Source organism: Enterococcus sp. C76 (genome assembly GCF_040886985.1).
GTDB lineage: Bacteria > Bacillota > Bacilli > Lactobacillales > Enterococcaceae > Enterococcus_B > Enterococcus_B lactis.
This window is the reverse complement of record NZ_JBFOEY010000003.1, coordinates 228,210-245,588: the sequence shown is the minus strand read 5'-3', so window position 1 is coordinate 245,588 and position 17,379 is coordinate 228,210. Positions and strand designations below refer to the sequence as shown.

Sequence of the window (17,379 nt, the reverse complement as noted above, 5' to 3'; positions counted from 1 at the left end):
TAAATTACACTGAGCTATCAGTTACAGGACTCACTTTTTCTGAGTTAAACTGAGAAATTGGATACTAAAAAGTACTAAAGCTAAAAATTTAGAAGCTTTAGTACTTTTTATTTTCTCTTTATTTCTGTCTTCATATTCCTACCAACTGATACATGAAAAACTGTGACGACGTTTGCTACAATATTTTCAGAAAAAATCAAACCAACTTTGTTTATTGTTCTTTCTATATATCAAATTATCCCCTACCTTATGGAATTTTCAGCCGCTTTTGGTAGAAAATTGGAAAAATCAGGTAGAAATAGGTCGCTTTTTCTCTTTTTAGAAGGTTGATAAATCCCAAGTTTTACTGAGTTTTGCCATCATTTCCGATACATCTTGAATTCTAAGAATAGATCATTATAGATGCCTAGGTATTTCGATCCTAGATCTTCGTAGACTTCAAGATGAGAGATCGTGTCATCAGATGGATAAAATTGTTCGTCCGACGAAATGTCTTTTGGCAATAACGCTTTTGCTTTTTCGTTTGGTGTAGAATAACCAATATACTCTGCATTTTGTGCCGCGTTTTCCGGTTCTAGCATAAAGTTGATGAAATCATAGGCACCTTCTTTATTTTTCGCGGTTTTTGGCATAACGATATTATCAAACCAAAGATTGGACCCTTCTGGTGGGATCACGTAATGTAAATGTTCATTTTCCCACATCATATCGGCAGCTTCGCCAGAAAATGTTACTGCCACGGAAGCTTCTTCATTGATCATGTACATTTTGATCTCATCAGCCACGATTGCTTTGACATTTGGTGTTAGATGATTCAATTTATTTGCTGCTTCTGTCAGCTGTGCCATATTCTTACTATTCAAAGAATAGCCTAAACTATTCAAAGAAAGCCCCATAACTTCTCGTGCACCATCAATCAGCATCAAACTGTCTTTCAATTCCGGCTTCCACAAATCATCCCAATGCTGGATTTGATCTGCATCAAAGAATTTATCATTATATACGATCCCTAAAGTTCCCCAAAAATATGGAATCGAATACTGATTATCTGGATCAAAATCCAAATTTAAAAATCGTGGATCGATATTATTTAATCCTTTGATCTTTGAATGATCTAAGGGTAGCACTAGTTTTTCTTTGATCATTTTTTGGATCATATATTCACTTGGAATAGCGATATCATAGTTTGTTCCACCTTGTTGGATCTTTGTGAACATCGCTTCATTAGAATCAAATGTTTCATAATTTACTTTGTATCCATATTCTTTTTCAAATTTCGTGATCAAACTAGGATCGATATAATCCCCCCAGTTATAGATCGTCAGTACCTTCGCTCCACTCATGCCACTTGTTTTTTCAAGTTGACGTACACCAAGCAGCAGCACCGCAATAATGATGAGAATACCTAAAAACAGAGATTGTAATTTTTTCATCGTAGCCGTGCCACCCCCTCGCGTACCCTTCTGTTTTTCTTCAACCGTTTTGGACGGTTCTCTTTACTAATGAAGTAGTAACCAATGACCAATATCATGGAGAACAAGAAAACTAATGCACTTAGCGCATTGATTTCTAAACTGATTCCTTGTCTTGCACGAGAGTAAATCTCTACTGAGAGCGTCGTAAAGCCATTTCCTGTGACGAAAAACGTAACCGCAAAATCATCAAGAGAATAGGTAAATGCCATAAAATACCCAGCTATGATCCCTGGAGAAAGATAAGGCAAAATGATATTTTTGACTACTTGCAAATTATTCGCACCAAGATCTCTAGCCGCATCAACCATTGAATCGTTCATTTCTTGCAATTTTGGCAAGACCATCAAGACGACGATTGGAATGCTGAAAGCAATATGGGAAAGCAATACACTCTGAAAACCTAATCCGAACCCTAGTAGTGTAAAGAAAATCAAGAAACTAGCACCGATAATAACATCAGGAGAGACTAATAAGATGTTATTCATGCTCAACAACGCTGTCCGTGCACGTCGTTTCTTCGTGTAATAGATCCCCATAGCCCCAAATGTCCCGATGATCGTGGCGATCAATGCAGATAAGAAAGCCAGCATGAACGTATTCAATACGATAATGATCAAACGAGTATCTTCAAAAACAGCTTCATAATTTTCCCAAGTGAACCCTGTAAAGCTGTTCATCGTTCCTCCTTCATTGAAGGAATAAAAAATCAGATAGAAGATCGGTGCATATAAGAATAAAAAGACGATCCCTAAATAAAGATACGACCATTTAAATTTTTTCATTTATGAGCGACCTCCTTTTTTCTTCTCGCCTGTCAGGAGCATCACGATAAACATAGCAATGATTAAAATCACACCGATCGTAGAACCCATCCCCCAGTTTTGCGTAACCAAGAAATGCTGTTCGATAGCTGTTCCTAAAGTGATCACTCGGTTTCCACCAATCAGACGAGTGAGCATGAATAAAGAAAGAGAAGGAATAAAGACTGCTTGGACGCCGCTTTTCACACCATTTAATGATAATGGAAAAATCACTCGTCGGAAGGTCTCAAAGCTATTCGCTCCTAAATCTCTGCTGGCACTGATCAAAGAAGGATTCATCTCTTCCAATGCATTGAAAATCGGCATAATCATAAATGGAATCTCGATATACGTTGCGACGAACAAGAAACTGAAGTCTGTGAACAATATCTGTTTCGGTCCGATCCCGATAAAATCAAAGAAATGATTCACGCTGCCGTGAACACTGAAAATTCCAATAAATGCGTAAGCTTTAAGCAGCAGATTCACCCATGTAGGCAAAATAATCAACATCAGCCATAATTGCTTGTGCTTCAGTTTTGTTAAAAAATAAGCAGTCGGGTAACTAATGATCAGTGTAAAAAACGTGATCAAAAATGCATACCATACAGAATTGATCGTCATAGAAAGCGATGTCCCCGACGTAAAATAAGATAGATAGTTATTCAGCGTGAATTGCCCATTCATATCAAAAAAAGATTGATAAATGATCATTAATACAGGCGCGATCACGAATAAACCGAGCCACAAAATATAAGGGACGGAATAGATCCTGCGCATTGTTTTCATTCTTGTCCCCCCTATTCTTCGTAACTGTCAAGACGTGCATCGAATTCTTCTTCAGACTCGTTGAAACGCATGACATGGATATCTTCTGGCTCAAAGGCCAATCCTACTTTGCTTCCTTCTTTAGCTTTTTTCGTCGAATGGACCATCCATTCATTTTGCTGTTCATCATAACAGATGATTTCATAATGGACACCACGAAACAGCTGAGTATCGACCGTTACGACTAGCTTTCCTTTATCTGGTGTCGTGATCGTCAAATCCTCTGGGCGTAAAACAACTTCAACTGGCTCATTCGGGCGCATCCCGCCATCGACACATTCAAATTGCTTACCAACAAACTCAACTAGATTATCTTCGATCATCACACCGTCCACGATATTGCTTTCCCCAACAAAATCAGCAACGAAATGATTGATTGGCTCATCATAAATATCTACAGGCGTACCACTTTGGACGATTTTCCCTTTATTCATGACAAAAATCTCATCACTCATCGCCAACGCTTCTTCTTGATCATGAGTCACAAAAATAAACGTGATCCCTAATCGTTGTTGCAGATCCCGCAGTTCATACTGCATATCTGTACGTAGTTTCAAATCAAGCGCCGATAACGGTTCATCTAGTAACAATACTTTAGGTTCGTTCACGATTGCTCGTGCAATCGCTACACGCTGTCTTTGACCACCAGACATTTCACTGATCTCCCGTTTCTCATATCCAGGAAGCTGAACCATACGCAATGCATCTTTTACCTTCTTTTCGATATCAGATTTGGACATTTTTTTGATCTTCAATCCAAAAGCAACGTTATCAAAAACATTCATATGAGGAAAAAGTGCATAATCTTGGAAGACGGTGTTTACTTGTCGCTTATTAGCTGGCAAATCATTCAACCGTTTCCCTTCAAAATAGATGTCCCCTTCTGTAGCTTCAGTGAATCCAGCTATAATACGTAGGATCGTTGTTTTACCACAGCCGGAAGGACCAAGCAGTGTATAAAATTTTCCTTGTTCGATCTCAAAACTTACTTTTTTTAATACTGTTTCATCATCATAGCTTTTCACTACTTGATCAAATGAAATGATTGGTTTCCCCACGTTTTTACCCCCTATATTACAAATATGATTGTGTCGCGACAATCAATACTTTTGTTCGTTTTTTGAGATGATTCCTTAATTGATGTTGTTTTGTCGCTTGATAATAGATCGACTGTCCTGCTTTTGCCACATAGACCGTCTCTCCTAAGCTTAACTCTAATTCCCCTTCTAATACAAAAATAAACGTTTCAGATAATGAAGGTTCAAACGTCTTATATTCTCCTGCACCTTCAAAAGTTAGTAAAACAGGCTCCATTTCTTTTTCATTCGAATCAGCCACTAGCCATTCCAATTCATACCCGTTTTCTTCATCGAAATAAACCGTATGATCTTCTTTTGAATAAACCACTTGCAGATTCGCTGCTTCTTGATGAAAAAATTCTTCTGGAGTGACACCTAAGACTTCAAGAATAGAAAAGAATGTTTCCATTGATGGTGAACTTAAATCTCGTTCCAACTGGGAAATATACCCTTTTGACAAATCTGTGCGTTCGCCTAGTTCTTCTTGTGTCAAATTCTTTTGGATGCGCAAATTTCTTAACTTCTCACCAATTTCCATAATTTCCTCCGTATGAAGTTTTCTAATAGTAAACTTCTGGTTTACTACCACTCGTATTAGTATACGAATTTTATTGCAAAAGGCAACCCTTTTTAACATTTTTTTTGCTGAATATTTCTTTATCTTTTCGAATCATTTCTACTTATTCGATTCTTTCTTTTTTCTGCCTCTTTCACCTAATTTTTGTCTAAATTTAAGGAAGAACCAGAATAAAAAAGTAGGCTTTGTGGTATGATAAAAGAAAATTTTTAAAAGGAGTGTCTCACGAATGAACGCTTTTCGATCTTTTCAGGTAATAAATGAACCTGTTTTCCATACAGCAATCAGTGATCTGCCATTTACTGAATTGGCTGAAAATGAAGTCTTGGTAAAAATTGCCTATTCTGATGTCAATTATAAAGATGCATTGGCAATGAGCGAGTCTGGTCAGGTGATACGAACCTATCCGATGACTCCAGGGATTGATTTATCCGGAACTGTCATCCAAAGTAAAGATTCACGTTTTTCAGAAGGAGATCTTGTACTTGCTACTGGTTTTGGGCTTGGTGTCACCTATCCAGGCGGTTACAGCCAATACCAAAAAGTACCAGGAGACTGGTTAGTCCCTCTACCGAAAAATATGACACTGCGTCAAGCGATGATTTTTGGTACAGCAGGGTTTACTGCTATGTTGTGTGTGAACGCTTTAATCCGTCAAGGCATAACCTCTAATAAAAAAATTGTCGTTACTGGTGCTTCTGGCGGTGTAGGCAGTGTAGCTGTCGCCCTGTTACATAAACTCGGATTCCAGTCAATCATTGCTTTTTCCAGAAAAGAAGAGTCTGTCACATGGCTAAAAAGTCTAGGTGCTTCTCAAGTCGTACGACCTGATGAATTTCTGCCAGAAACAACAAAAGCTTTAGGAAAACAGCAAATCGATGCTGTCATCGACACAGTAGGTGGTGAGCAACTAAGTAGTCTTCTTCCATTGATCTCTTATAACGGTGTAGCAGCTTTATGTGGCAATGCAGGGGGAATCAAACTAAACACGACCGTTTTGCCTTTTATTCTGCGAAACATCCAATTGATTGGCATCGATTCTGTCAATGTACCTATTGAACAACGTCCTTCTTTATGGCAACAGATGGCAGATTTGCAGATAGCAGATGACTTAGTTGCCCAAGAAGTTACTCTGGAGCAGTTGCCTGAAACAGCAACTAAACTACTTGCTGGGACACATCAAGGAAGAACACTGGTAAATGTAGGTGACCAAAAATGAAGGTTCTGATCACAGCTGGAGGGACAACTGAAAAAATCGATCAGGTACGTGCTATTACGAATCATTCGACAGGACGATTAGGACAAGCTTTAGCTGATCACTTAGCTGCCAACCCAGATACCACAGTCGATTACGTGACTACGAGACAAGCACTGAAACCGGAAAGACGTTCCAATATAACGATCTATACGATTGAGTCTGCCCAAGACTTGTTTTTGCAATTAGAAGTACTCACAAGAGAAGAACACTATGATGCAATTATCCACAGTATGGCAGTCAGTGATTTTACTCCTGCTTTTAGTTTTTCAGAAGAACAGTTGGCAAAAAAACTACCCGCTTCTTCAACGCAAGAAGAACTGGCCAATTGGTTTGCAGAAAATGAACAAACAAAGAACTCTGCTTCAAAAATCTCTTCTGACACTGAGCATCTTGTGCTCGTTTTGAAGAAAACGCCAAAAATCATTTCTTATCTGCGTGAATGGCAGCCGAAAGCGAAAATCATTGGTTTCAAACTATTAGTAGATGTACCAAAGGAATCACTTCTTACAGTCGCCAAAAACAGTCTGATAAATAACAAAACTGATTTTATTTTCGCAAATGATTTGACAGAAATCCATGGCGAGACACACCACGGCTATCTCTTATCTAAAGATGGGACAGTGGAAGAAGCACAAAGTAAATCAGAGATTGCTGCATTGATTACTGAAAAAATTAGATTGGAGGAATCAAAATGAAAAAGATCTTATTAGGCGTTACCGGAAGTATTTCTGCTTACAAAAGCGCCGATCTTACAAGTCAATTTGTCAAATTAGGTGTCCAAGTAGATGTGATTATGTCTAAAAATAGCACACATTTTATCACGCCATTAACCTTGCAATCTCTGTCGAAGCGAGCAGTCCATACAGATGTCATGCAAGAATCAAATCCACAGGTGATCAATCATATCGAACTAGCCAAACAAGCTGACTTGTTTCTCATCGCCCCTGCTACGGCGAACATTGTCGGCAAGCTAGCAAACGGCATTGCAGACGATCTCCTTTCAACAGTCGCAATGGCGCTTCCGGCGGGAACACCAAAACTGATTGCCCCTGCCATGAACACGAATATGTATCAAAACCCGATCACTCAGCGTAATCTGGAAACATTGAGATCTGTCGGCTATCAGGAAATCGAACCAAAAGAATCTCTTTTAGCTTGCGGAGATTTTGGAAAAGGTGCCTTAGCTGATATTCAGACGATCATCGAACAGGTCATGCTGACTCTTAACGAAAGAAATGCTTAGTGAAAAAGGAGTACTTATGAAAAATACAAAAAATTTTACTTTGACTGCGATGTTTTTAGCTATTTTGATTTTATTAGCTGTTACGCCTCTAGGGTTTATTCCTATTGGCCCAATAAATGCAACAACCATGCATATACCTGTAATCATTGCTTCGATCGTTTTAGGACCAAGACTAGGTGCTTTTCTTGGCGGTACATTTGGACTGATCAGTATGATTCGAAGTACGGTTATCCAAACACCTTTGTCTTTTGTCTTTTCTCCGTTCATCCCAGTCATCGGAACTGAACATGGAAGCTGGAAAGCCTTGTTGATCGCGTTTATCCCTCGGATCTTGATTGGTGTTGTTCCTTATTTCGTTTATAATGGTCTGCGCAAACTGATGAAACAAAAAGCAGATACCGTCTCTTTATTCTTAGCAGGACTTGCCGGCTCATTGACCAATACGATTTTAGTGATGAATATGATCTACTTTTTATTCCAGCAAGATTACGCCAAAGTCATCGGGACAAATTTAAATGCTGTTTATTCAGCTATTCTTGCAGTTATTTTTACAAGTGGCGTACCTGAAGGAATCGTCGCTGGTCTTGCGACTGCAGCAGTATGCAATGTCTTGTTAAGATACTTCAAGCGCCCTTCTCTTCATCACTGATAGTCATCGTAGCCGATGTCTGATTTTTTTCTCTTTTGGTGTTACTATTAAATAGTAAGATTTGACGTCGAAAGGATGATCCAAATGAAAATTTTTGTTGTAGGTGCAAACGGACAGATTGGCCGACACCTGATAAAAGATCTAGCTTCAAGTCCCCACGAAATTTTTGCTGGGGTAAGAGATGTCGCTTCCCAGACATTAGTGAAAAAAGAGAATGTTTCGTATGTCTCTTTTGATTTGACTTGGTCCGTGGAAAAAATGGCTGAAGCATTCAAAGGTATCGATGTATTGATTTTTGCTGCCGGTTCTCAAGGAAAGAATCTTCTGCAAGTAGACTTGGATGGTGCAATCAAAACAGTTATCGCAGCTGAAAATGCGCATGTCTCTCGTTATCTGATGGTCAGTGCTGTTTATGCAGATGAACCAGCAAAATGGCCTGAGTCCATGACAGATTATTATATTACTAAACATTATGCAGATGAATGGCTGAAACGAACTAACTTAGATTTTGTCATTCTTCAACCAGTCACATTGACGAACGATGAAGAAGTCACCTCCATTCAATTGACTAAGCCTAATGAAAAAGCAGCCAAAACGATTTCTCGTTCTACAGTTGCTGCTGTACTTGCCGCTCTTGTGGAAGAAACGGATATTTCCCGTACGACTCTAGTACTTTCTGAAGGTAGCAAAGAGTTGAATACAGCATTCCAAGAATGGGCAAAGGAGGAATAGATCCATGCGTGCCATTTCAATCAAGCATCCTGGTTCTGTAGATGTATTAGAACAAATAGAAGTGCCTGTTCCTGAACCAAAACAAGGCGAATTATTGATAAAAGTCCATACAGCAGCGGTCAATCGAACAGATATCATGAAAAGAGAATCAGTCTCTTTAAAACCTCCCTACCCTATTTTGGGTGTCGAAGTAGCTGGAGAGGTAGTTGAGAATAAAAGTGATATCTCCACTTTTACTCCTGGGACAAAAGTGTACGGATTAGTCAATCTAGGTGGTTATGCTGAATATGCTGTGATGCCTGCCGATCGAGCAATCCTTCTCCCTGATACGTTAGATTATGTTTCTGCTGCTGGAATCTCAGAAGTTTTTCTGACTGCTTATCAAACACTTTATTGGCTTGGAAAATTACAAGAAGGCGAAACTGTTTTGATCCACGCAGGAGCAAGTGGTGTTGGAACAGCAGCGATCCAATTAGCTAGACAACTTTCTCACGCGAAAATCATCGTTACTGCAGGATCAGAAGAAAAGCTCGCCTTTTGTAAAGAACTTGGTGCAGATGAATTGATCAACTATAAAAAACAAGATTTTCAAGAAGAGGTAAGAAAAATCACTGATGGTCGAGGAGTCGATGTTATCTTGGATTTCATCGGCGCTTCTTACTGGGAAAAGAATTTAGCTTCTATAGCCGTTGATGGTCGCTGGGTCTTGATTGGTATGCTTGGCGGAACCATTGTGCCTGAGATAGACCTTGGTGTATTGATTGGGAAACGTGTCCAACTTCTTGGTACATTATTGACACCTAGAAGTGATCAGTATAAAGCAGAGCTCGCACAAACTTTTATGGAAAAAGCGGGGCCTTTTCTAGAAAGTGGCAAGATTCGGCCAATCATTGACCGTACATTCCAATTCAGCGAAGTCAAACAAGCGCATGAATATATGGAAGCAAACAAAAACATCGGAAAAATCATTTTGAAGATAACTGAATAAAACCATGCTGATCAAAAAAGAGACTGGGACAGAAGCGTTTAACTCCAAGAAATAAGAAGGAGTTGCTTCTGCTTCCGCCGTTTATACGTGTTTAGAGCGTGGGACAAAAGTGTTCTTTACTTTTGTCCCACGCTCTTTTTCCGAACAAACGGTGTTCAAAAGCTTGCATCTGCGGTAATAAGTCCAACCAAGTCAAAAACATAAGAAGCTATTTTTACTTGGCTGTTCTTATTACTTGATGCAGGGCAGCTTTTTCACAACCTCTTCACTAAACGGTGTTCTACTGCCAACTCCTCGGTCACAAGTCACAATATTCAATAAACATGAGGAGCTGTTTTTTGAAATTGTTCCTTGTGACTCGGAGCCGAACGGCAGGCTCACGACCTCTTTCTTAAACGGTGTTCAATCAGCTGACCCTCGGTATTCGCTCAACAAACGGCAAAATATGTGGAACTATTTTTTCGTTTGTTTCTCTAATACTCAGGTCAAAACGCTGATTTCACAACCTCTTTTTATTTACGTTCTATTTCATTCATTTTGCGAAGCAAACCGAGCTGCTTGTATGCCCGCTTGTCGCCCAAAAATAATGATTTCTGCAACTGAGTTTCCACCGATCCGATTGTCTCCATGTAAGCCACCTGTGACTTCTCCGGCAGCATACAACCCGCTGATTGGCTGATTTTCTTTATCCAATACTTCGGTATTCGTATTGATTTTCACACCACCCATCGTATAATGGATCCCTGGCGCGATTTTGATTGCATAATAATTTGGAGACGATAGATCATGTTCCATGGCTGTGGCACGATTGAATTGAGCATCTTTTTTCTCCGCAACATCCGCATTCCATCCATCAATTGTTTTTGCTAATGTTTCTTTTGGCAAATCAATTTTTTCTGCTAATTCTTCCATTGTTTTTCCAGTTGTGACATATCCTTTTTGGTCATAAAATTCAATAGCAGTGGCACGATCACGCACGCCTTGATCAAAAATCAAATACGCTGATTTTTCAGGCAACGCTGTGATGGCTGCAGATACTTTATCCCTTGTATCCATTTCATTCACAAATCTTTTGCCTTCTTGATTTACCAAGATTGCTCCTTCTCCGCGAACCACTTCACCGATCAAGATTCCCTCATCCTGTTGCACGGTTGGATGGATTTGTATTTTATCCATGTCAACGGTTTGTCCGCCTAAGTTTTCGATCATGGTAATACCATCTCCAGTTGATCCTTCTTGATTTGTCGTAATATAATCAGCTAAATCGGGACGATATCTTTCAATAAATTCTTTGCTAGCACCAAAACCGCCTGTAGTGACGACGATTGCTTTACCGGTGATCTCTTTTGGTTCTTCTCCTTGGACATGTACAGTCACTTCATTGACTGTTTCGCCATTTTTCTTAATGTCTGTCACATCTGTGTTGACAAAAATCGGTATTTTTCGCTCATGGACGCTGTTCAATAATCCATCCACTAAATATCCACCGATAGCCGAGCCATCAGACGGACGATGCGTCCTCTTCTCGCTCATCCCTCCAGTGATCGTTAAATTATCTAGTTTGATCCCATTTTGATCCAACCAATCGATTGCATCAGCAGAGTGATCGACAAAGTAACGAAGCATTTCTTTATCATTTGTTCCTCCGCCACCTTTTAGCGTTTCTTCATAGAATGCCTCATTTGAGTCTTCGATTCCCTCTTCTTTTTGGAATTTGGTTTCAGAAGCGTTCATTCCGCTTGATGATTTAGACGTATTTCCTCCGGCAACAGGCATCTTTTCGAAAATCACTGGGTTCAAGCCAGCATCTTTTGCTTCGATAGCGGCTGCCATCCCTGCACCGCCAGCTCCCACGATTACGATATCATAAGATTCTTTCATTTCTTTTGGATCAGTATATGCTTGTTCAGAAGCACCTGATGACACTTCGGCAGATTCCTTCGTACTAGAACTTGTCTGTGCTGTATTTTTCTGATCTGCGCCACATGCACTCATGGCAAGAAGCGAAACCGCCGTTAATAAACCAACAACTAATTTTTTCATATTTATCCCCCTTTTCTCCTTATGCTTATATTAAGTGATTTTTTTCACAATATCAACTCTGTTTTTCTTTAAGACATATAGTTTTGGTAATCGCACGCTTCTTAGTATAATTAAGGATATACATGAAGGAGTTATTTTATGAATCATTTGAAAACCTTTTTTACGAACAGTACAAAAACTGCTGGCAGAATCACAAATGGAATCTATATTTTATTACGTATCATCGTTGTTATTATGTTGGCTGATCAGATTTGGAACCAACATTGGGGAAATACGATGCTTTTATTATTGACACTGATTTTATTTGAAATTCCTTATTTCCTGGAAAAGATATTAAAGATACAGATTCCAAATATGTTAGAAATCATATTGTTATCTTTTATTTTCAGTTCAACGGTTTTAGGAGAATTAAGCGATTTTTATGGCTATTTTTCAATGTGGGATACTTTTCTACATGCATTCAGCGGATTTTTAGCTGGGGGTGTCGGTTTTTCACTTGTTTATTTGCTCAATAAAAATACAAAAACGATGAACTTGACTCCTTTGTTATTAGCAGTCGTTTCCTTTTGTTTTTCGATGACAGTTGGTGTTATGTGGGAGTTTGTTGAATTTTCAGCAGATAAATTGCTACAATTCGATATGCAAAAAGATACGATCGTCCAGCAAATCAATAGTGTGGAGTTAAGCAAAGACGGAAACACTGTCTATCATGTTCCTGATATCACTCGGACAATCATTGAAAGTCAGAATGCAGACGGTAAAACAGATAAAATAATCATCCAAAATGGTTATTTAGATGTGGGAATCATGGATACTATGAAGGATTTATTTGTTAATTTTATTGGAGCAGTCGTTTTCAGTATATTTGGTTACCTTTATAGTCGAAATGATTACCAAAAATTTACTTTCATCAAGAATTTTATTCCCAAGAAAATCAAACGATAAACATACTAAAGAAATAAGAGAAGAGGCAGTGACAAGACTTTTGTCACGACCTCTTCTTTTTCGAATAAATAGCGTATCATCAGCTAGCCAACAGGATGAATTCAAAAACAGTAAGATAGAAAGAACTACTTTTCCGTTTTTCTTCTAATATTGTGAGCTGATTTCACCATTTTTTTATTTATCTAATTTACTTAAAACCTGCATAACTTTTTCATAGTCTGGATTAGGTGTGCCATCTAGATTTTCAGCAATAAAAGAAAAACCCATTTTTTTATAAAGAGCAATCGCCTGATGGCTCCATGTCTGGGTGTGAAGATAGATTGGTCCATCCGTATGGAGAGTAGAAAATTCTTGTAAGACTTTAGCAGTCAATGCTTTTGCGAGCCCTTTTCCTTGGTAAACTGGTTTAACTGCCAACCAATGAAAAACCGGATACACTCGCTCTCTTGATTTCTTTCGCCAAGCGGTACAGGTTGCTACTTTTTCTCCATTTTTTGTCTCTACAAAAAACATCCTTCTTTCAAGTTCTTCAGGATAAGGAGCAAAGTTTTTTTGAAAATACTCAAGTGCTTCATCTGTCGTTTGAAATTCCCCAACGGAAGTTTCAATCTCTGACCAAGCAGATTCGTCCCCTTTTTGATAGGTTCGAAATTCAAACCCTTCCGCTAAAGGTGTCATTGGCACAGGCAGTTGAAGTGGTCTTGTCATCCATATTTCTGCGTAAGGCAACGTTTTATCTAACATTTTTCTATCCCTCCTCGTATCCATTATGCCAAATAACAGATAACTCAGCTACTTATTTGACTATAACAGATAGGGGAATGAATCAGAACCAGTCATCTGCGTCAAATTCATTTCGATTAGCGTATACCCATGTTCCTGCCATACCTCGCATGACATCTCCTAAAGCGGAAGAAGAAGGGACACCTCCACCAGGTGCGGGTGTTCCCGGACTAGGAAGTGGTACTTGCGGCTGCAGATGCTCATCGGTGGAATCAATAGTTGACAAGCGTTTTTTCTTCGTTTCCTTGTGGTTCTCTGATTCATTTTGATCTTCCGGCTGTTTAGCAACAATTTCTTTTTCTAATTGTTGTTCTATGTTAGACTCTAACATTTCATTTTCCGATTCAGAAACTTGTGGGATCAAACGATCTTCTTGCCTTATCGTTTTGTTAGATTCTGAACTTTTTATAGATATTCTTGCTGGTTCTAGGCTTCTTGTTTGTTTTACTTCCCCTGTTGGAGAAACTGTAGGAGCCATTTGTTGTTTTTTTTCTGACAAGCTTTCTTCTTGTTTTTTTTGTTCTTTTTGGTTTATCTGTTTATTTAATGGTAAAACATGTAATAGCGACTGAGCGTGGAGTTCTTGGAGTGAATACGGATCATGATAACTATACATAATCGTAAAATCGCCTGTTTGTTTGGTCAAATAACCATCCTCCAATGGTTCTCCGTTGATTATAACCGCTACATCTTTTAACGGTACGGGTTTACCTAAGGAGTTTGTTGCGGATTGGATCAACTCTTCTTTACTTATTTTTTCATTTGGCTGAGCGATAACAACGTGACCTTCTAATGAACTATTATCCGGTACATAAACATAAGTGAAGGTAATTTCCTCTCCTGATTGCTTTCTATTATTCATCAGTTCTGAGTGAAGGGCTTCAAGGATCACCGACCAGTTACTATTTCTGTCTAATCCGTTTGCTTGCATCCAGTCAGAAATATAAGTGACTTTTCCGTCTTGTTCATAAGTCGACAAATCTACATTTGGCACTCGATCAGAAAATTCAGCAGGGAGTTGTAAATCTGGAATAAGTTCTACACTACTTATGCGTGTTTCTGCTTGCAGTTCTTTATTCGTTTGACGATCAATAAAATGAGTGATGACAGTCGATGAAGCAGCAGGTGCTTCTACATAAACGACAGCTGTTGTTTCCACCGCTTTTGATGTAAGAGGGTCTACATAAGTTAATACGACGGGATATTCTCCCGGTGTGGTAGGATCTACTGTCCCGCTCATTTTGATTTCTTCTTTATTCCCTGAAGTTCCATCGCTTTTTGTTACATATTCGATAAGAGCTTTAGGGTCGTAATTCTCTCCTGTTATTAGATGAAGATCTTTACCTTTGATAGCTGTTTGATCAGCATGAACATGAATCACAGCAGATGCAGTCATTGTTTTTAAAGCAATTGGATCAAAATATGACAAGTCAATAGTAGATACACCTGTATTGGTCGTGTCTATGATATTCCCATTGTTTGAAATTACTTTGGACATATCTCCTTGTGTTCCATCTGCATTCCTCAAGCTTTCTACCAGATTCGATATCGAAATTTTTGTCCCTGCCAGAACGTCGATTTCCTTTCCTTCGAACTGTGAATAATCTTTTCCATATACATAAGAGACTTGTGCACTTCCACCGTCCTTCACACCTGTCAAAGCATGATTTAAACTATCAATGATCTGTTTTAGCTGATCCCCTTTTGTTGGATCAGTCATACCGGAAAAGACAGAAAGCGGCACGCTGCTTCCAGTTTCTGATGTCCATAATGTTTTGTTAGGAATTAACCAATAGTGGTTTATCGTTGGAGGATAACTGACTTTATTATAGGAATTCAAAGAAGGAAGTAGCTGTGTTCCACTTACATCAGTGAAAGTATGGGTAATAGTAATAGGGGAATCAGTCGTCTCAGAGACAGATGTACGTACGATCTTGATGGTTTGTGCCGTTGCCTGAATGGGTACATTCATATAGACACCTACAGATAAGCTGATCAGCATCGTACGCATCACAAATTTGACGTAGCGGTTTTCAGAACACGATCGTTCTTTGTCTAAACGGCAAGCGTGTTTATTTAGTTTTTTAGGTTGTCTTTTTGAACACATTTATTCTTAGTCCTCCCTACTCTTGCCTCGGCATGAAGTAGTAATTTTCATAAGATGATTTTATTATATAGATAAAATCAAAAAAAGATGGTCAATTGGGACAGTATTTTTCTTGATTTTTTATTGTTTCAAGAAAATCGGAATAATAACTTATGTACTTTTTAATTTTGTCAAGCAATATCTCTCGAGATCTAGTCATCTTTTCTTTGAAAAAACACATAAATCAGCTAATAAATAGGTGAGACAAAGCTGTCATCCATAAATATTAGCTGATTTTTTCAGTTAAATGTCTATTTTTTTCTCTGATAATGATATTCCCAAAATATTCCCAGTCATCTGGAGTCGGCGGATTTTTCCATATTATCTGCTCTTTGTTGAATTTTTCAAGCAAACAATCAGATAAATAAATATCCGTACGGGAAGTGATTCGATTTTCAATCACAATATTGTAATTTTTAAATCCCTTCACTTGAGAAATAATATAATCGGTATAGGCAGATCCTTGAGAAAAATCAATACAGACATAGATTGGTGATTCAAAATAAGAGACTGGACAAATACCGACCAATAAAAAAAGATAATCATAAAATAAGCGAATCATGAAACGTTCATCTTTTTCCAAGAAATAGCGTTTATTATCTTGTATGACATTTTGGATCGCTGTACTGAATATTGGATACGTTTCGAAGAAAAACTGCAACTGCTTTTTAGACGTAAAACTAGTCATCTCAAAGTCGAATATCCAATTTTTCCGATTGACATGCATCATCCCCATACGAAGTTCTTTTCGTATATGGAGTCTTTCTTCTTCAGAAACTTCAGTTGAAAATGGTAATTGATCAATCAATTCCACTGACATTTTTTGACTAATCATATGGATATCATGGAAATGAGCTTCCGCAAGTCCAAACGCACCATCTAATTCAAATTCTTCTTCCGTAATCAAAAATAACATGATATAAGAAATCTCATCAATAATCTGCTCTTTAGGGATATGTAGAAAAGAAATATGCGATAAATCCTTAATAATCTTCATTCCTTATGAGCTCTTAAAGTATTCATCTGAAAAGAAACGTTTTCCTATTGGTTGATTTCCATAAATCCTCAACAAACTAACAGTAGTTAGCAAATTGAATTTGATTCGCTTTGTGGCAGACAACTTTAAATTGAACAGATATTCAAAATATTGCACGATACTTTTTGCTTCATTCATGACGCTTTCTCTAAATGGCATAGAAAAACCATTAAAGACCCCAAAATATACCCCAAATAATACGTTCCGTATGTTTATTTCTTCCCCAACTAATATGTTTTTCTTTAACTTTATTTGATGCTGTTCAAGAAAAGAGACTAATTCTCTTCTTTTTACATAAGCTCTTGATATGCTTAAAAAATGGTTCTCTGCAAATTTTTCAATTGTTACTTTTGAATCCACGATCTCCGTTAACAGTCGAGCAATTTTTGATCGTTGAAAGTAGATTCTTCTTAAATTTTTGATATCCGTCAAATTTAGCCGTTCAACATGAATCTCTCCTTCTTCTGAGATTTGGATCTCTGGCTTTGATTTGAATTCAGAAAATTCTTTATTTAATTCTATGATATAATTTCTTGTTTTAAATTTAGATAAACCTAATGTTTCATATAACTTAGACAACACGACGTAATTCTTTTTCTCAAATTCTAAATATCTGGCTAACAGCAGTTTTTCTCTATCTTCCTCTTCGATAAGGTAATCCAACTTCATATCCTACACCTCAAAAAAATGCCTCATACCAATCACTTGATATGCAGATGAAAGTTCATCTTTTCACCTATACTGATTTTATGATGGATTACACCTGTTTTTTCATCAGTTATTCTCATTTTTTATCT

At 38.0% G+C, this 17,379-nt stretch carries 15 protein-coding genes and 1 pseudogene; 7 read left to right on the top strand and 9 right to left on the bottom strand.

What is annotated here, in order from left to right; translation table 11 throughout:
* Window positions 1-359: 359 nt before the first annotated feature.
* The 5 genes from AB3I00_RS05885 to AB3I00_RS05865 are packed head-to-tail and all read right to left on the bottom strand — an operon-like array spanning window position 360 to window position 4,720.
* Window positions 360-1,433, bottom strand: a complete 1,074-nt coding sequence (locus AB3I00_RS05885) for an ABC transporter substrate-binding protein (RefSeq protein WP_024635601.1) — start codon at window positions 1,431-1,433, stop codon at window positions 360-362.
* Window positions 1,430-2,257 (bottom strand): ABC transporter permease, encoded by an 828-nt coding sequence (locus AB3I00_RS05880; protein WP_002308417.1) that lies wholly within the window; start codon window positions 2,255-2,257, stop codon window positions 1,430-1,432. Before AB3I00_RS05880 ends, AB3I00_RS05885 begins: the two co-directional genes overlap by 4 nt.
* The gene (locus AB3I00_RS05875) at window positions 2,258-3,064 is read right to left on the bottom strand and encodes an ABC transporter permease (RefSeq protein ID WP_002287038.1); all 807 of its coding nucleotides are present in this window, start codon (window positions 3,062-3,064) and stop codon (window positions 2,258-2,260) included.
* Between the two features lie 11 nt (window positions 3,065-3,075).
* On the bottom strand, window positions 3,076-4,161 hold the full coding sequence (locus AB3I00_RS05870) for an ABC transporter ATP-binding protein (RefSeq protein ID WP_002320231.1): 1,086 nt from the start codon (window positions 4,159-4,161) through the stop codon (window positions 3,076-3,078).
* Between the two features lie 16 nt (window positions 4,162-4,177).
* Entirely contained in the window at window positions 4,178-4,720 is a 543-nt protein-coding gene (locus tag AB3I00_RS05865; RefSeq protein ID WP_002287040.1) for a helix-turn-helix domain-containing protein, read from the bottom strand.
* Between the two features lie 268 nt (window positions 4,721-4,988).
* Between AB3I00_RS05865 and AB3I00_RS05860 the strand changes: the two genes are divergently transcribed.
* From AB3I00_RS05860 to AB3I00_RS05835, 6 genes are all read left to right on the top strand, one after another.
* Window positions 4,989-5,978: an oxidoreductase gene (locus AB3I00_RS05860; protein ID WP_368024919.1), complete on the top strand. Its 990-nt coding sequence runs from the start codon at window positions 4,989-4,991 to the stop codon at window positions 5,976-5,978.
* Window positions 5,975-6,712, top strand: coding sequence for a phosphopantothenate--cysteine ligase (locus AB3I00_RS05855; RefSeq protein WP_002312164.1), 738 nt, complete (start codon window positions 5,975-5,977; stop codon window positions 6,710-6,712). Before AB3I00_RS05860 ends, AB3I00_RS05855 begins: the two co-directional genes overlap by 4 nt.
* A complete protein-coding gene (gene coaC, locus AB3I00_RS05850) occupies window positions 6,709-7,260 on the top strand; it encodes a phosphopantothenoylcysteine decarboxylase (protein ID WP_368024918.1) in 552 nt (183 codons plus the stop codon). The genes AB3I00_RS05855 and coaC overlap by 4 nt, the downstream gene beginning before the upstream one ends.
* A gap of 16 nt (window positions 7,261-7,276) precedes the next feature.
* The gene (locus AB3I00_RS05845) at window positions 7,277-7,909 is read left to right on the top strand and encodes an ECF transporter S component (protein WP_002308409.1); all 633 of its coding nucleotides are present in this window, start codon (window positions 7,277-7,279) and stop codon (window positions 7,907-7,909) included.
* An 84-nt stretch (window positions 7,910-7,993) separates the two neighbouring features.
* A complete protein-coding gene (locus tag AB3I00_RS05840; RefSeq protein ID WP_002334895.1) occupies window positions 7,994-8,641 on the top strand; it encodes an NAD(P)-binding oxidoreductase in 648 nt (215 codons plus the stop codon).
* Between the two features lie 4 nt (window positions 8,642-8,645).
* On the top strand, window positions 8,646-9,629 hold the full coding sequence (locus AB3I00_RS05835) for an NAD(P)H-quinone oxidoreductase (protein WP_024635605.1): 984 nt from the start codon (window positions 8,646-8,648) through the stop codon (window positions 9,627-9,629).
* Between the two features lie 528 nt (window positions 9,630-10,157).
* Here the strand turns inward: AB3I00_RS05835 and AB3I00_RS05830 are convergent.
* Complete coding sequence (locus AB3I00_RS05830; protein ID WP_368024917.1) at window positions 10,158-11,672, bottom strand: flavocytochrome c; 1,515 nt, start codon at window positions 11,670-11,672, stop codon at window positions 10,158-10,160.
* A gap of 138 nt (window positions 11,673-11,810) precedes the next feature.
* On the opposite strand from AB3I00_RS05830, the gene AB3I00_RS05825 reads away from it, so the two are divergent.
* Window positions 11,811-12,617: a hypothetical protein gene (locus AB3I00_RS05825; protein WP_002340928.1), complete on the top strand. Its 807-nt coding sequence runs from the start codon at window positions 11,811-11,813 to the stop codon at window positions 12,615-12,617.
* A 174-nt stretch (window positions 12,618-12,791) separates the two neighbouring features.
* Here AB3I00_RS05825 and AB3I00_RS05820 read toward each other — a convergent pair whose 3' ends face one another.
* The 3 genes and pseudogenes from AB3I00_RS05820 to AB3I00_RS05810 form a co-directional block, all read right to left on the bottom strand.
* Window positions 12,792-13,361 carry a GNAT family N-acetyltransferase gene (locus tag AB3I00_RS05820; protein ID WP_368024916.1) on the bottom strand — a complete coding sequence of 190 codons (570 nt, stop codon included), beginning with the start codon at window positions 13,359-13,361 and terminating at the stop codon, window positions 12,792-12,794.
* An 82-nt stretch (window positions 13,362-13,443) separates the two neighbouring features.
* Window positions 13,444-15,507 (bottom strand): bacterial Ig-like domain-containing protein, encoded by a 2,064-nt coding sequence (locus tag AB3I00_RS05815; RefSeq protein ID WP_368024915.1) that lies wholly within the window; start codon window positions 15,505-15,507, stop codon window positions 13,444-13,446.
* Window positions 15,508-15,772: 265 nt separating this feature from the next.
* Window positions 15,773-17,251: pseudogene (locus tag AB3I00_RS05810) on the bottom strand (helix-turn-helix domain-containing protein).
* Window positions 17,252-17,379 lie beyond the last annotated feature (128 nt).

Excerpts from the sequence above, each read along its gene's own strand:
- AB3I00_RS05885 (WP_024635601.1), bottom strand. The coding sequence starts at position 1,433 with ATGAAAAAATTACAATCTCTGTTTTTAGGTATTCTCATCATTATTGCG.
- AB3I00_RS05880 (WP_002308417.1), bottom strand. The coding sequence starts at position 2,257 with ATGAAAAAATTTAAATGGTCGTATCTTTATTTAGGGATCGTCTTTTTA.
- AB3I00_RS05875 (WP_002287038.1), bottom strand. The coding sequence starts at position 3,064 with ATGAAAACAATGCGCAGGATCTATTCCGTCCCTTATATTTTGTGGCTC.
- AB3I00_RS05865 (WP_002287040.1), bottom strand. The coding sequence starts at position 4,720 with ATGGAAATTGGTGAGAAGTTAAGAAATTTGCGCATCCAAAAGAATTTG.
- AB3I00_RS05860 (WP_368024919.1), top strand. The coding sequence starts at position 4,989 with ATGAACGCTTTTCGATCTTTTCAGGTAATAAATGAACCTGTTTTCCAT.
- AB3I00_RS05855 (WP_002312164.1), top strand. The coding sequence starts at position 5,975 with ATGAAGGTTCTGATCACAGCTGGAGGGACAACTGAAAAAATCGATCAG.
- coaC (WP_368024918.1), top strand. The coding sequence starts at position 6,709 with ATGAAAAAGATCTTATTAGGCGTTACCGGAAGTATTTCTGCTTACAAA.
- AB3I00_RS05845 (WP_002308409.1), top strand. The coding sequence starts at position 7,277 with ATGAAAAATACAAAAAATTTTACTTTGACTGCGATGTTTTTAGCTATT.
- AB3I00_RS05840 (WP_002334895.1), top strand. The coding sequence starts at position 7,994 with ATGAAAATTTTTGTTGTAGGTGCAAACGGACAGATTGGCCGACACCTG.
- AB3I00_RS05835 (WP_024635605.1), top strand. The coding sequence starts at position 8,646 with ATGCGTGCCATTTCAATCAAGCATCCTGGTTCTGTAGATGTATTAGAA.
- AB3I00_RS05830 (WP_368024917.1), bottom strand. The coding sequence starts at position 11,672 with ATGAAAAAATTAGTTGTTGGTTTATTAACGGCGGTTTCGCTTCTTGCC.
- AB3I00_RS05825 (WP_002340928.1), top strand. The coding sequence starts at position 11,811 with ATGAATCATTTGAAAACCTTTTTTACGAACAGTACAAAAACTGCTGGC.
- AB3I00_RS05820 (WP_368024916.1), bottom strand. The coding sequence starts at position 13,361 with ATGTTAGATAAAACGTTGCCTTACGCAGAAATATGGATGACAAGACCA.
- AB3I00_RS05815 (WP_368024915.1), bottom strand. The coding sequence starts at position 15,507 with ATGTGTTCAAAAAGACAACCTAAAAAACTAAATAAACACGCTTGCCGT.